At 54.7% G+C, this 14,722-nt stretch carries 9 protein-coding genes; 6 read left to right on the plus strand and 3 right to left on the minus strand.

The window, feature by feature from the left end:
* Positions 1 to 313: 313 nt before the first annotated feature.
* The 6 genes from WGH93_RS12860 to WGH93_RS12885 all read left to right on the plus strand — a co-directional run bounded on the left by WGH93_RS12860 (position 314) and on the right by WGH93_RS12885 (position 11,821).
* On the plus strand, positions 314 to 2,488 hold the full coding sequence (locus tag WGH93_RS12860; protein WP_374765293.1) for a class I SAM-dependent methyltransferase: 2,175 nt from the start codon (positions 314 to 316) through the stop codon (positions 2,486 to 2,488).
* Between the two features lie 187 nt (positions 2,489 to 2,675).
* Positions 2,676 to 3,821: a non-hydrolyzing UDP-N-acetylglucosamine 2-epimerase gene (gene wecB, locus WGH93_RS12865; protein WP_374765294.1), complete on the plus strand. Its 1,146-nt coding sequence runs from the start codon at positions 2,676 to 2,678 to the stop codon at positions 3,819 to 3,821.
* 16 nt (positions 3,822 to 3,837) lie between these two features.
* Complete coding sequence (gene wecC / locus WGH93_RS12870; protein WP_374765295.1) at positions 3,838 to 5,085, plus strand: UDP-N-acetyl-D-mannosamine dehydrogenase; 1,248 nt, start codon at positions 3,838 to 3,840, stop codon at positions 5,083 to 5,085.
* Between the two features lie 155 nt (positions 5,086 to 5,240).
* Positions 5,241 to 8,585, plus strand: coding sequence for a glycosyltransferase family protein (locus WGH93_RS12875; protein WP_374765296.1), 3,345 nt, complete (start codon positions 5,241 to 5,243; stop codon positions 8,583 to 8,585).
* A 3-nt stretch (positions 8,586 to 8,588) separates the two neighbouring features.
* Positions 8,589 to 10,730 (plus strand): glycosyltransferase family protein, encoded by a 2,142-nt coding sequence (locus WGH93_RS12880; RefSeq protein WP_374765297.1) that lies wholly within the window; start codon positions 8,589 to 8,591, stop codon positions 10,728 to 10,730.
* Positions 10,731 to 10,786: 56 nt separating this feature from the next.
* The gene (locus tag WGH93_RS12885; protein ID WP_374765298.1) at positions 10,787 to 11,821 is read left to right on the plus strand and encodes an FkbM family methyltransferase; all 1,035 of its coding nucleotides are present in this window, start codon (positions 10,787 to 10,789) and stop codon (positions 11,819 to 11,821) included.
* A 164-nt stretch (positions 11,822 to 11,985) separates the two neighbouring features.
* Here the strand turns inward: WGH93_RS12885 and tnpC (WGH93_RS12890) are convergent, their stop codons facing one another.
* From tnpC (WGH93_RS12890) to tnpC (WGH93_RS12900), 3 genes are all read right to left on the minus strand, one after another.
* Positions 11,986 to 13,623 (minus strand): IS66 family transposase, encoded by a 1,638-nt coding sequence (gene tnpC / locus WGH93_RS12890; RefSeq protein WP_374765299.1) that lies wholly within the window; start codon positions 13,621 to 13,623, stop codon positions 11,986 to 11,988.
* The gene (gene tnpB, locus WGH93_RS12895) at positions 13,592 to 13,876 is read right to left on the minus strand and encodes an IS66 family insertion sequence element accessory protein TnpB (RefSeq protein WP_374765301.1); all 285 of its coding nucleotides are present in this window, start codon (positions 13,874 to 13,876) and stop codon (positions 13,592 to 13,594) included. The genes tnpC (WGH93_RS12890) and tnpB overlap by 32 nt, the downstream gene beginning before the upstream one ends.
* 18 nt (positions 13,877 to 13,894) lie before the next feature.
* The coding region (gene tnpC / locus WGH93_RS12900) for an IS66 family transposase (protein ID WP_374765300.1) at positions 13,895 to 14,722 on the minus strand (828 nt) is incomplete at its 5' end.

A 14,722-nucleotide genomic window follows, 5' to 3' on the forward strand; every position in this document is an offset into this window, starting at 1 on the left:
TCAGTTGGATAACGAAGATGGTCGCGGTTATGGTGCTTGCGAGTGATATCATCCCAGGGCATTCGATCCTCCACGTTCTTGCTAGAAGTGTTGAATCACAACCCTCTGATATCACTCAACTACTTTTAAATCGGGCTCTCAGGCTCGGATATGGCAGCTTAACTCAAACGACTTTCCCCTTGGTAACCTTGGACGCTTTATCTGCTTTTGAAAGGAAATTTCTGAGGCTGTTCTGTGGACAGCAGTCGTCGATGTCACTATATGCATCTGCAGGTTTGGTATCAGCAATCGTTTGGTTTGAGGGTGGAGTGCTGTGGATCAGGAGCAAATCTTTTATAGTTGCACTTTGGATCCGGAGCAGACTCATGCGCTGACTCGGCTGCGGATTTGGTTGACAGCATTGACCCGTTTGGGGGGGGTGTTGGGCAAGCAATGTCACGTCCATGTAATCAGCGAGGATGGTCGGGTGCCAAAGGCCATCGTTGAAGAGGCTCGCGCTTTTGGGGCGGCGGTGCGCCCAGTTCCTGTCTTAGTGTCGTCCGTGCGTGGGCTATCAGCACTTTGTCAAGCTGAGACATTCACTCGGGTCGGTAGCTCGGCGGGTGAATTGGTATGGTTCATGGACCCAGCGCTAGCCACATTAGACACAAAACGACCACCGCTTGGTGACGCCTTTGTTGTCGCGAAGAGGGTGGATGTGCCGCGTCCAACTGCACAGGTAGTGCGTGCGCTATTTGGTCGGGCGGGTTTTCGTGCGCCCAAGGTTGGCGAAGCTAGTTTCTCAAGCAATGATGGGAGCGTTACGACTCTTTGGAATAATGCCAATCAACGGCTATTTGGCATCCGCTTGGCGTTTCTACCCTCACTGGTGCCTTTTTGGCGTAAATGGTGTCTCTGGCTGCTGGATCAGTCTGACATTTTGAATAAACAGCCGGTGAACTTTCTGCAAATGGGCTTTTCGCTTGCGATGGAGGAATTGGGCCAAGACATGCAGCCACTCGGCCTGGAATGGAGCCTGCCTGGTCGTCTTTTGAAGAGTGTGCCTGAAAACATGACTCCTCATATGATGCATGTGGATTGCCTAATTGATAATGGCCCGGTGCTGGCGTTGACGGGGCGGGAGGTTATCGACAGACGTCTAAGGTTGCTGAACCAGGCGCTGAGCAATTCCCGGACTGTGGGTGGCGGAGAAGGTGCGGATAATGTGCCTAAGGCCAATCCTCGGCGTGCGGTACCTGTCGCTGCAAACAGCCCGCGTGCTCTCATGCAGCATCTGGTTCGCGGAGTCTCTTCGGATAGTTGCTTGTCTATTGTCGGTCGAGTGGACGATGTTGCGGAGAATCCGCTTGTTCCCGGGAGTCATTATATGACAGTGGATTCGGACATTGCCCGTGCTATCCGTGATGCCGATCCTGACGCTCGCATTCATCGCGGCGGTAGGGATCAGCTGAAGCAGCTGCGTCAAATACCGGTTATCATAGCCCAGTCTGGGCTTTGGGACGCTCCAGACCAAGATAGTTATTTTGCTGCTCTAAAGACATTGATGGCGAAGGCAACCGCGCGGTTGGTTTTGGTGGGCGCGGAATACCCGCCGTTAAAGCCGGGGAGTATTGCATATTACGGCCCGCTTACCGCGCATGTAAAAAAACATAGCGGTTGGAGTGACCTGATTATTGCTGGCTATATTGGGGATCGGGTAGTGGTGACTATTGACCGGGAAGACAGCGCAAAATCAGGGACCGATTCCATTCTAGCCAAATGTGCCATCTATAGTGAGGAGCCTGCCCGCTTGCGGCTTCTGGCGGATGTAGCATACGAGCAATTCGGCTTCTTTACCAGCACTTCTGAGCGGGCGTTAGAGTTAAGTTGGGCTTCGAGTTGTATGCCCGCGGACCTTGTGGGGCGGCGGATTCTTGATGTCGGTACGGGCGTTTCGCCGTTGCCTTTTTTCTTAGCTGAGGCTGGTGGTTACGTAGATTGTGTCGATCCACATATTCGAGCGTATTCGGGGGAAGAAGAAGCGAGTTGGATAAAAAATGGATATGTAGATTATGGTTCCTTACACTCTAACTTACGCTCCTTTAACCAGGATTGCCTCTCTTTTCAGCTACCTGTAGATTGCGAGGCGGGTTATGATGTTGTTTTTATGCTTGGCGTGATTCACGAGTTTGATTTGGTTGCGCGTCAAAGTATGCTTGCCCACGTTGCCAGCATGATGGCGCCTGATGCTCTGATGTACGCTACGGTGCGATTGGTTAAGGATACTGATTGGATTTCGCCTGTGGGAGAGGGGCGCGCCTTGGCCCGTAATGGGCAAAATGAGCAACACGGCCATGTGCGCGAACTGGAGGCCACTCTGGAATCACTTGGCCTGAGGGTGCAAGAGCGCCGCATACGCCGTAATCTTCCTGATGCTCTGATGGATGTGATGGAACTTCAGTGTTGTCGAAGTGTAGATATGGACAGGGGAGAGGACGCTGAGCGTTAGGGAGTCTAGAAACCCTGGATTAGGCTGTAGCTAGAAGTCTTTGCTGCTGTGGATGGTCATTAAAGTCAAAAGCTCGTGGGTGTCGGGTGGCTCTTTCATTGAAAACATGAAGGGTCGCATGAAATCTGAGTTTCATTGGGATTGATGTGTCCGCATCGATAAGAATCATATTTGGCGAGAATTGGGTATGTCGATGATACATGTTGCCGTATTGGTTGGTACGCGTCCAGAAGGCGTTAAGATGGCGCCTGTTGTGCAGGCATTGCGCGGCGCGGAAGGTTTCCGTTGTACATTGATCTCGACAGGTCAACATCGGGAGATGTTACAACGGGCGCTTGATGATTTTGGCATGGTTGCTGATAAATCTCTTGATGTAATGCATCACAATCAAACATTGTCATCGTTAAGTGGGCGGTTGTTTGAAAAAGTCGACAATATGCTGCTGGAGCTGAAGCCAGATTGGGTGCTTGTTCAAGGTGATACGACATCAGTTATGGTGGCTGCTTTGTGTGCCTTCTATCACGGCATTCCTGTTGGACACGTTGAGGCGGGTTTGCGGAGCCATGATCTGATGGCGCCATTTCCGGAAGAGTTGAATCGCCGCATTGCAGGCATGGTGGCTAAGCTTCATTTTGCACCGACTGTCGGAGCAGAGCGCAATTTGCTCGATGAGGGAATAGATCAGTCGAAAATCGTGGTAACTGGCAACACCGGCATTGACGCTCTTCTGCAGATGGTGGAGGAAGTCCGGGCGACCCCGCCAAGTTTAAGCGATGACATTCGTAAATTTATAACTCGATATGAGCGGTTTGTACTTATCACCGGTCATCGAAGGGAGAATTTTGGTACTGGCTTCCAAAACATCTGTCAGGCTGTTTCCGCATTGGCTAACGAGCATTCGGGCGTTGGGTTTCTATATCCGGTCCACCTCAACCCCCGTGTGCGCGGCCCGGTGTTTGAGATTATCAAGGATAGAGACAACGTCCTACTGTCTGATCCACAAGAATACCGCAGTTTTATTCATCTCATGGACCAAGCTCATCTCGTGCTGTCTGACTCGGGTGGTGTTCAGGAGGAGGCGCCAAGCCTCGGAAAGCCGGTTCTGGTCATGCGGGATGTCACTGAGCGCCCAGAAGGTATTGATGCGGGATGCGCGGAACTCGTGGGGTCGTCGGCCGCGCGTATTATAGAGAAAGTCACCTCGCTGTTGAACAATGAGGCGCTTTACGGCCGCATGGCTCGGGCGCAAAATCCCTATGGTGACGGCAAGGCCAGTAAGCGAATTGTTGACGCGATCAAGGGTGCCCCGGTTTTCCCGTTCGATAGTAAATGATCTGAAAGGACTCGAAATGAATAATAAATTCAGAAAAGTTAGCGTAATTGGGCTTGGCTACATAGGTCTACCTACCGCTGCCATTATAGCCAGTAAAGGCATTGAGGTTGTTGGTGTGGATGTCAATCAAAATGTGGTTGATCAGCTAAACGAAGGCCAAGCTCACATTTTTGAGCCAGATCTTGATGGGTTGGTAAACAGTACAGTGAAAAACGGCTATTTGCGCGCTATTGCCGAGCCCGAAGCCTCGGATGCTTTTCTCATCGCCGTGCCTACGCCTTTGTCTGAGGGTAATGCTCCTGATTTAAGCTATGTTGATGCTGCAGCCGATTCTATCGCGCCTGTTCTTAAATCCGGAGACCTTATTATTTTGGAGTCTACATCGCCAGTAGGTACTATTGAAAGGTTGACTCAGAACCTTGCAGGTGTCCGCCCAGACTTAGTGTTTCCGATCAGTGGTTGTGAGGAGGCGGATGTTTTAATGGCCTATTGCCCAGAGCGGATTATTCCTGGAAAAATGATTACCGAATTAGTTGAAAATGATCGCATTATTGGAGGTATGTCCCAGAGTTCGAGAGAGGCAGCGATGGAGCTATACGCTACGTTTGTTCGGGGCAATTTAGTTCCTACCACGGGCCGAGTGGCCGAGATGGTAAAGCTGGCTGAGAATGCCTACCGGGATGTTAATATCGCGTTTGCCAATGAACTTTCGAAAATTTGCGAGTATTTAGAAGTCGATGTTTGGGACGTTATTGAACTGGCCAACCATCATCCGCGTGTCGATATTTTGAAACCTGGCCCGGGTGTTGGGGGGCATTGTATTGCGGTTGATCCATGGTTCATCATCGACGCTGCTAAGGATAGGTCACTCCTTATGAGGGCTGCCCGTCAAGTCAATGATACCAAACCTGATTATGTCGTTGAGCAAGTCAAGCGGCTTGCTCAGCCTGGAGAAGCTATCGCCTGCTTGGGGCTGGCTTATAAGCCTGACACGGATGATTTACGTGAAAGTCCAGCGATTACAGTCGTAGAGAAGATGGATGCGGCGGGCCTTGGGCCTTTACATGTTGTTGAGCCAAACATTCATGCCATGCCAGATGTTCTCAATGGCAAAGGGCTGATTTACCAGAATTTGGAGAGCGCTTTGGAGCAGGCTGACGTGGTAGTTTTACTTGTGGATCACAGGCAATTCAAAGAGATAGATGTCTCATGTTTTGGTGATAAGCGTGTCTATGATACTCGTGGTATTTGGCCTCGCTATTGAGGCTATCCAGTTGAAGGCGGCACGGCTTCAGTTGCTCGTGGGGAATTCGGATTCCCAGCATAGCTGTGAATGTTGCTTTCGGGATAGGGTGTGGATTGAACGGTTTGACGAACATTCATGGTGGCGGATAGGTTTCCTAGTAAGCAATCGAATTGATGATAATTGGTGGTGGTCAAGTGAGAGTTTTAGAAAATATTAAGCGGCTTAATTCTCGCATATTTGGTGGCTGCGATGAAAATAAATCGTTGAATTTTGAGGGGGGTGACCAACGCAAGTTTGATGATCTCAGTGGGTCGGAAAATGAAATAATTCACGACAAGAATAAATTAAAAGAAAAAGAGGATGAAATAGAAGAAAAACAAAAATATATAGATAGCCTAATTGGTCTATTGAGTGATTTTGATTGCGAAAATTCTTTATTGCTCCACCTTTTTAAGGTGGAAAAATCAAAAGAAAGCCGAAAAATTGAGGATAGTAGAGATTTTTTGTTCAATGAATCAGAGTTGTTTTGGGTGTCTCCTCTGAAAAATTTTCTAGAAGAGCTGGGCGTTAATTTAGAAGATGCTGCTAATATTGCCACAAAAATAGCAAAAACTGAATATCAAGATGATGATCTTGTCGCTCTTTTGATGTCCTCTCTTGGGCAGGCTCTTGACCCGAAGCCCTTCCGAAAAAAGTGGCTCGCCTTTGCTTTATTTAGAAATAGGTTTTTCGATCATGCGAAGGAAATTATCACACGTATTGACGGTGAGGTTTCCTTTTCTGCTTCTGAGCTGAAGGCTGTCGATAAGATTAATCAATTGGCGATATCAAACAATATTTTTGATGGAGAGTATCGAAAATCCTTTGAACCTTCTTTTGCTAACGGCTCCGATATCTCCCGACTGAAAAGAGAGCATGGAGTTGGGGGTGATGATTTTGTTGTCGGTTATGTCGGGAGTTTCGGTCTCTATGAGCGTTTGGATGTGCTGGTCGAAGCTTGTGCCGAATTGGTGCGAAAGGGCGAAAAAATAAAGCTGCTTCTGGTAGGGGACGACCAGCGACCAAACTTTAAAAATAGAAGTGGACCTTCAGCGGACATCATGGCCGAATCCGAAATGCCTTGGCTGACTCAGATCGGGCGCGTGTCGCATCAGCAGGTTTCGGACTATTATGCACTGTTGGATGCCGTAGTGATCCCTGGCCCGCTTCCCTCTGTAGATCAGTCCGTTCCGCCGCCCATGAAGGCTGCCGCGGCTCTGGCCTGTGGTAAACTATTGGTAATCCCCGATGTGATGCTCTTGCCCGAGAGTGCTGATAAATACGAGGGATTGGTTCGGTTTGAATCTGGGAACGCTGGAAGTCTTGCACAAGCCCTTCAGGGGTCATTGAAGCTGCCTGCTCCTCAGCCGAGTACCGAGCTGCTGTTCTCTGCGCATACCGAGCCGATGGTGAAGGCGCTGAAGGGTCGGGGGAGTGTTGCGGATCAGAAGGCGGTGGCTGAGCCGCCAGCCAAGCTCCTAGGGCAGGCAGCACCTGCCAAGTCACGCCTCGGCGAATTCAGCCGCCCGGAAACCCTCGAGCTGCCCCCCAAGGATCCGCTCTGGCACAACGTGCCGGTCAAGGCCGGCCAGGCACTAATCATTGAAGCCGCTTCCGAGTATCACAACGTCAAGGGTGCCCAGAATCGCAAGGCGGTTTTGCTGATCAACGCCTTCGATGCCGAGGGCAAGCCGGTAGACAAGCCCTGCGGCAAGCTGGCCAAGTCCACCCACCTCAAGGCCTACTTCAAGTATCTGCCCTGCACCCAGAACCAGGTCCAGGAGCTGCATAGCTTTAGCGTGCCGGAGGGCGTCAGCGAGATCCGTGTGGGCCTGTGTGGCTTCAACAAGCAGGATGACGAGCAGGTCATGCTGCGCGAGCTACGCGTGAGGCCCAAGCCCGACAAGTCCCAGCCTACCCAGTTCGTACCGCCCAGCGCCCAGGCCGCCGAGATGAGCATCCTCGGCTGGCCGGAGCAGCCGCCCAACGGCAAGCCCTATGTAATCGGTATCATGGACGAGTTCACCACCAGGTGCTTCGGGCAGGACGTCAACCTGATCCAGCCCCGGCCGGATAATTGGTACGCCCTGGCCGAGAAATACCAACCCGAGTTCTTCTTTATCGAGAGCGCCTGGAAGGGCAACTACGGCAGCTGGCAGTACCGGGTGGCGGACTACGCCAACAAGCCCGGTCAGGAAATCGCGCATATTTGCCAGTACGCCCGGGAGAAAGGCATTCCGACCCTATTCTGGAACAAGGAAGATCCGGTTCACCACCAGAAATTCATGTGCAGCGCCAAGCTGGTGGACCACATCTTCACTACTGACGCCAACATGAAGGATTCCTACCAGGCCAAGACCGGCAATACCAACGTCAACGTCTTGCCCTTCGCTGCCCAGCCGGCGTTGCACAAGCCGGGGCCGCTTTCAGGTCGCAAGCCCCGGGCTTGCTTTGCGGGCAGCTGGTACGGCAATCGTCACGGCGAACGCGGCGAGGCGATGCGCTGGTTGCTGCAAGCGGCCAATCGGCACGGCCTGGATATTTATGACCGCAACCACGGCACCGGTATCTTCCCCTTCCCGGAGGAGTACCAGGCCGACATCAAGGGCAGCCTGCCCTACAAGGCACTCTGCGACGAATACAGTCGCTACAGGGTGTTCCTCAACGTCAACTCGGTGGCTAATTCTCCTACCATGTTCTCTCGCAGAGTATTTGAATTAATGGCTTGCGGCACACCGGTGATAAGTACCTACGCAAAAGGCATCGAGAACCTGTTCGAGAGCGACGCGGTGTGGCTGGTACACAGCCAGGAAGAGGCCGACGAGGCGCTGCGCACCCTGATGACCGACTACGCCGAGTGGCGCCGCCGCAGCCTGGTGGGCATCCGCGAGGTTTTCGCCAAGCACACCTATGCCCATCGCCTGAATGACATCTTCGACCGCCTGGGCATCGAAACCCGCCTGCCTACCGACCCGGCCATCGGCCTGGTGGCCGAGGCCCACAGCCACGCCGAACTGCAGGCCCTCGACCAGTTCGCCCGCCAGCAGAGCTACCGCGGCTTCCATCTGGGCATCGCCTGTGCCCCGGGGCTGGCTCAGCTGGCAGGCTCTCTCTCCGAGAACATCACCCTGCTGCAGCGGGGCGAGAAGGCGTCCTGGCTGACCGAGCAGCACGCCGAATCTCCCCTGGCCGGCTGGCTTAGCCCCCAGCACCACTACGGCGAACACTACCTGCGTGACCTAGTCAACGCCAGTCTCTACGAGCCCGAGGCCGCCGGTTGGGCCAAGGCGCTGGATCGCGACCGCTTCGCCTACGAAGGAGAGGCCAGTGTGAGCGGGGCACTGTGGCGCACCGCCGAGTTTCTCAGGCAACCTATCAAGGCTCCCCCGGAGGAGCGCATCACCCGCCCGGATCTCTACCTCGCCGACAGCGACCAGTTTCAGGCCGCCGGCGCGGCGCAGCAAGTGGTGGGAGGCTAAACCATGACCAGGCGTGTACTCATCTGTGGCAACCCCGATCTCAACTGCATCGACGGCTCCTCCATCTGGGCCCAGACCATCGCCCTTGCTACAGCCGCAACCGGCAGCGCCAAGGTTGATTTCCTGGCCAAAAGCACCCCGGCCCGGGACGAGCTCTATGCCCCGCTGAAGATCAACGCTGACATTACCCTCGTGGATGGCAGCGACCGAAAGCATTGGCAGGGCAAGGGCTTTGCGCGGATTACCCTGGCGATGATGGGCGAGTTGGCCATCCGCCTCGACCGGGAAAAGCCCTATGACGTCATCATCGTGCGCGGGCTGGAGATCGCCAGCCAGCTGCTGGACGCACCGGACGTATTGGCCAAGTGTTGGATGTATCTGACCGATATCCCTCAGGCGCTGAGCGACTACGCCCCGGACGAGCGGCTGGTAATGCAGCGCATCGCCATGGGCTGTCAGCGCCTGCTTTGCCAGACCGCGGGCTTCAAGACCCTGTGGCAGGCCCTGGTGCCCGACCTGGATACTGACAAGGTGCGCCTCTACACTCCGGTGATTCCAGATCTTCCCGAGCGCCTGGCACCGATCAGTGAGCGTCCCCTACAGGCTATCTATGCCGGCAAGTTTAAGGGCGACTGGATGACCCTGGAGATGGCCGAGGCCTGGCCCTTCATTCACCGCGAGCTTCCCGGTAGCGAGCTGGTGATGATCGGTGACAAGATCCACGATGTACCGGAGGAGCGGGCTGGCTATAAGCAAGAGATGCAGAAGGCTCTTGAGGGCAACGCTGGCTTGCGCTGGCTGGGTGCTCAGCCAAGGAAAGCCGTGCAGCGGCTGCTGCAGCAGGCTCGGGTCGGGCTCTCCTGGCGCCATGAGAGCATGAACGACACCGTGGAGTACTCCACCAAGATCCTGGAGTACGGCGGGGCTGGCTGCGCCGCCATCCTCAATCGCAACTCGCTCCATGAGCAGCTGCTGGGCCAGGACTACCCGCTGTACGCCAACAGCGACGCGGATTTCCGCCGCCAGCTGACCCGGGCCTTGCGTGAGCCCAAGGTCGCCCAGCAGGCCGCTGACGCCCTGAAAAGGCTGGCCGAGCGCCACACCTTCTCGACCCGGGTGGGCGAGATCCGCCAGTGGCTGAAGGAGGCCCCCAAGGCACCCGAACACAAATCCAAGACCCGCGTTCTAGTGGCCGGGCACAATCTCAAGTTTTTTACACTGTTGCAAAAAAAGCTGGAAGCCACCAGGCAGTTCGAGTTCCTCACCGACCAGTGGCAGGGCCATAACGAGCACTATGAAGCCAAGAGCCGTGCCCTGCTGGAACAGGCCGACGTGATCTTCTGCGAATGGTGTCTTGGCAACCTCAAGTGGTACTCGCACAACAAGCAGCCTCACCAGCGCCTAGTGGCGCGCTTTCACTTGCAGGAGCGCGAGCTTCCCTATGTGGCTGAGGCCAACTGGGATAACATCGACCATATCAGCTACGTTAGCGAGTTTATCCGCCGGGAAGGGCAGAAGGCCTCCGGCTTTCCCTTCGAGAAGACCTCGGTGATCCCCAACCTGCTGGACGAGAGCAAGTTTACGCTCAAGAAGAAGACCGGTGACGCCCGCTACACCCTGGGTATCATCGGCGCAGCCCCGGCACGCAAGCGCCTGGACCGCGCTATAGACTTGCTGGAAGCACTGCTGGAAGAGGATGACCGCTACTGCTTGCGGGTGAAGGGCAAGCACCCGCTGGACTACGACTGGTTGCTCAAGCGCGAGGACGAGCTGGCCTATTACAGAAAGGTCTTTGAGCGCATTAACAGCAACCCTCGGTTACAGCATAAAGTGATCTTTGATCCCCCTGGTGACGACGTCAATGACTGGTTCACCATGGTGGGCTTTATTCTCTCGCCGTCTGACTTTGAATCCTTCCATATGGCAATTGGTGAGGGTATGCTGACTGGGGCGAGGCCGATTATCTGGGATTGGGATGGTGCTGCGGAGATTTGGGGGGAAAAGTACATAATCCGTGATGGTGCAGAAGCGAAGGAGGCAGTGTTGAGCCATATACCAAGCAAGGAAATGAATAATCAGTTCATAGTACAGAGTTTTTTATATGGTGTTATTCATGCCTGGCAAAAAATAATATGGAATATTTAATGCTGATGATGTTTCGGCATATGTGTTATCAAATAATTCACTGGTGAGGTGACATTATGAATCTTTATAATTTTTTTTGGACGTCTAATAGTATTAAAAGAAACTTGATCACTGAAAAGTATGAGCCTGTACAGCCGTTTTTATTTCTTTCGATAATTAACAAGCTACGCTGTGAGGTGGTTTTTGATATCGGTTCCAATGTTGGGTTTTATGCGTTGCTATCCAGCCTGTCCAAAACAGTCAAGATGGTCCATGCGTTTGAAGCAATAGAAGAGCCATTTTTAGAATTGATAAATAATATAGAAATGAACGGGCTTCAGTCTATTATTCTTCCTAACAATCTTGCTGCAAGCGACAAAGATGAAGAAATAAAATTTCTTGTTAATAGAGATCCGTTGTCAGGAACAAATGCATCTGAAGATACGACCTTCCACGATAAGAGACAGTATATTTCACAGAGGGCTGTCAGTGCCATCTCTATTGATAATCATTACAATACCAAACACAAAGTCTTGGGCTTCAAGATAGACGTCGAAGGCCACGAGCTGTCTGTTATTGATGGATGTGCTCAGACGTTGCGCGATAATAAGTGTGCTTTACAAATAGAGTGCTTTCCTAGGAATTTAGATGCTCTTTCCACTAAGATGGAGAAACTTGGGTATACACTGTTCTATAAATTGCATAATGATCTCTATTTTACCAACGAAAAAGATCTCGTCGGTAGCGATAGTGTTAATTCCTTGGTAGGCACGTCATTGAATCTATTAATAGAAAATAAGTTAGGGAATTATCCTGATCGTCCGGCACCAACTAATTTTGTTACAGGCAGTTGTTCAGTCATAGAAGGTGGTAAATTAGATGCGACATTGTCCGTTGACAAAAATACTTTTCCTGGCGATGTCGAGTATGCGTTCTATCTAATGATCGATCGAAAAAAGAGCGCTATTATATGGTACACCTCGGATAATACTGTTCAGTTCGATGTTCCTGAAGGTGTAGATCCGGGTAGAGTTTTTGTCAGAGGCTTTGTCAGGAATAAACGGTTACCCGACAAAAAAATATATATAGATTTGAATCCGGAGATTGATTGACTATGATGCGACGAGGTTCATCAATTCGACGTATGTATTTTTCTGGGTGGAATGCGGGGTAGTGTCCCGGGAAGTGGTGTAGGAACTGGCGTCCACCTGCTTCTTCATAGCTGGTGCTGCTCGTTCACTGAGCGTAACCGCCCGGTTTGGACCGCCTTGCGCATTTATGCGGCTTCGGTCTCCGGCTTTGTGGCGTGCAGAGGCGCCCAGTTCCACGGCAGCAGTTCGTGCAGGCGGTTGACCTTGTGGTCATGGATCCGGTCCAGGACGTCGGCGAGGTAGGCCTGGGGGTCGAGGCCATTCATTTTGGCGGTTTCGATCAGGGTCATGGCCCGCGCCAGGGTCTCGCCGCCGGCGTCGGCGCCGGCGAAGAGCCAGTTCTTCCGTCCGACGCCGATCGGGCGCATGGCACGCTCTGCCGCATTGTTGTCCATGGCAGCGCGCCCGTCCTCAAGGAACAGCGTGAAAGCGGGCCAGCGGTTGAGCGCATAGCGGAACGCCTTGGCGAGGTCGCTCTTGCCGGGGATGCGGGTCAGCTGCTCTTCGGCCCAGGCCTTGAACGCAGCACCCTTCCCGGCGCTGTATTTTTGGCGGGCCGCAAGCCGCATGTCGGCGGGCTGTCCCGCAATCTTGCGCTCGATATCATACAGCGCCCCGATCCGGTCGAGGGCCTCGCGGGCAATCGTGGATTTGTTGGCGGTCCATACATCGTGGAAGGCGCGCCTCAGATGCGCCCAACACGCGGCCTCGCGGAACTGCTGCGCGCCATCCGCCCGACGGGCATACAGATCCCTGAACCCGGCATAGGCGTCAGCCTGTAAAATGCCGCTCGATCCGGCGAGGTGACGGCGGGGGTGCTCGCCCTTTCGATTGGGAGAGAAGGCATAAACGACGCCGGGCGGCGCGGCACCGGACCAGGGTCGTTGATCTCTGACATAGGCCCAGACACGACCCTGCTTCACGGCCTTTCCAAGGGCTCTGTTCCTGCTGGATCGGTCGAGCACGCGGATGGGCGTGTCATCGGCATGCAGAACCGAACTGGCCATCACGTCCGCCTCCAGCGTTTCGATCAGTGGCGCCAGCGCCTTCATCGCCCCGCCGCACCAGTCGACCATCGTGGTGTCCGGGATATCGGCCCCCATGCGGGCAAAGATCTCGTTCAGGCGATAGAGCGGAATGTGGTCGTCGAACTTCGAGACCAGAATGAAGGCCAGCAGACCGGGCCCCGCCATGCTGCGCGGGATGGGCCGACTGGGCGCAGGCTCCTGCACCATGGTCTCGCATTGACGGCAGGACTTCTTCACCCGGGCGATCTCGATCACCTTGATCTGTGCCGCGATCATGTCGAGCAACGCGCTGACATCCTCACCGACCACACGCAGATCTCCGCCGCAGTCCGGGCACGTGTCGCCGGGATCAAGCGTGCGGCGTTCGCGGGGCGTGTCCCCGGACACCCTTGGGCGGCGACGCGGCTTCTGCTCCGCTTCGGCGGCATCCTCTTCCAATGACGGCGGGGGTGTCAGTGTTTCCTCGTTGTCACGGGGCGCATCATCCGCTTCCGCCGCGGCGACCCTCAGGTCTTCAAGCGCCAGTTCGAGCTGCTCGATCTCGCGCTCGATCTTTTCAGAGCTGGCGCCGAACTTCTGCTTGTTGAGCTTGGCAATCCGGATGCGCAGCGCTTGCACGAGCAGATCATGCGCCCGCAGCGTGGCCGACATCTTCGCATTCTCCGCCTGCAAGGCAGCAACCAGCTCCTTCAGAGCGGCCGGATCATCGGGCATATTTACAGGCGTTTGCGACATGCTTATTTATAGCAAATCGCATCCCAGAATGCCATAAAAACAAGGCATTACAGGGGGATAAATTATCCCACCCGCGCCGGCGGGGCGCCCCAGTCAGGCCGTCGCCAGTCAATCCCTCCCACAACATTGCCAGTTGTGCCGAGGTCAGGCGCGCGGCACCGTCACCCGCCGATGGCCACGGAAAGCGCCCACGTTCCAGAACCTTGTAATAGAGGCAAAAGCCCTGACCATCCCGGTAAAGCGTAAGCGCCAGCTGGGCCCCACGGGTTTTTCAGCTTGACGTCTGGAAGTTCCAGGGGAGGAGGTCGTCGATGCGGTTTTTGGGGTGCCCGCCTGCGATCGCTTCGAGCGTCGCCTTGAGGTAGGCGAAGGGCTCGACGTCGTTGACTTTGGCGGTCTCGATCAGGGACGCGATGCGGCCCCAGGTCTTGCCGCCCTCGTCGTGTCCCGCAAAGAGGGCATTCTTGCGGCTCAGGGCGATCGGGCGGATCAGGTTCTCGACGCGGTTGGAATCGATCTCGACGCGGCCATCCTGAAGGAAGGTCTGCAGCCCTTTCCGGTGGTTATGGATATAGGTCAGCTTCTCTCCGAGGCGGGACTTGGCCGAGACCCGCAGGCGGCTCTGCTGCAGCCAGTCGCCGAAGGCCGCGACGAGCGGCGCGCTGCGCGCCTGCCGAACCTTGAGCCGTTGATCGGGACCGCATCCTCGGATGTCGGCCTCGATCGCGTAGATCTCGGCGATGCGGCGGAGCCCCTCGGCGGCGATCTCGGACCCATCGCGGTCAAAGACCTCCTTCAGCTTGCGCCTGGCATGCGCCCAGCAATGGGCCACGCGGATGGGGTCGCCGCCCTTGCGCGACGGGCGCGACAATCGGTTGTAGCCCTGATAGCCATCGAGCTGCAGCGTGCCGTCGAAGCCGCGAAGGAATGTCTCGGCGTTTTTGCCACTGCGGCCAGAGGCATAGAAGAAGACCACTCCCGGCGGATCATTGCCGCCCCAACCGCGCTCGTCGCGCGCCAGGGCCCAGAGATAACCGGTCTTCGTCCGGCCCCGGCCCGGGTCCAGCACCGGCGCGGTGGTCTCATCCATAAACAGATG

This window comes from Yunchengibacter salinarum (assembly GCF_037658235.1).
Lineage (GTDB): Bacteria > Pseudomonadota > Alphaproteobacteria > Sphingomonadales > Kordiimonadaceae > Yunchengibacter > Yunchengibacter salinarum.

What these genes read in the sequence shown, in the direction of transcription:
- WGH93_RS12885 (WP_374765298.1), top strand. Translation starts at nt 10,787, where the DNA reads ATGAATCTTTATAATTTTTTTTGGACGTCTAATAGTATTAAAAGAAAC.
- tnpC (WP_374765299.1), bottom strand. Translation starts at nt 13,623, where the DNA reads ATGTCGCAAACGCCTGTAAATATGCCCGATGATCCGGCCGCTCTGAAG.
- wecB (WP_374765294.1), top strand. Translation starts at nt 2,676, where the DNA reads ATGTCGATGATACATGTTGCCGTATTGGTTGGTACGCGTCCAGAAGGC.
- WGH93_RS12875 (WP_374765296.1), top strand. Translation starts at nt 5,241, where the DNA reads ATGATAATTGGTGGTGGTCAAGTGAGAGTTTTAGAAAATATTAAGCGG.
- wecC (WP_374765295.1), top strand. Translation starts at nt 3,838, where the DNA reads ATGAATAATAAATTCAGAAAAGTTAGCGTAATTGGGCTTGGCTACATA.
- WGH93_RS12880 (WP_374765297.1), top strand. Translation starts at nt 8,589, where the DNA reads ATGACCAGGCGTGTACTCATCTGTGGCAACCCCGATCTCAACTGCATC.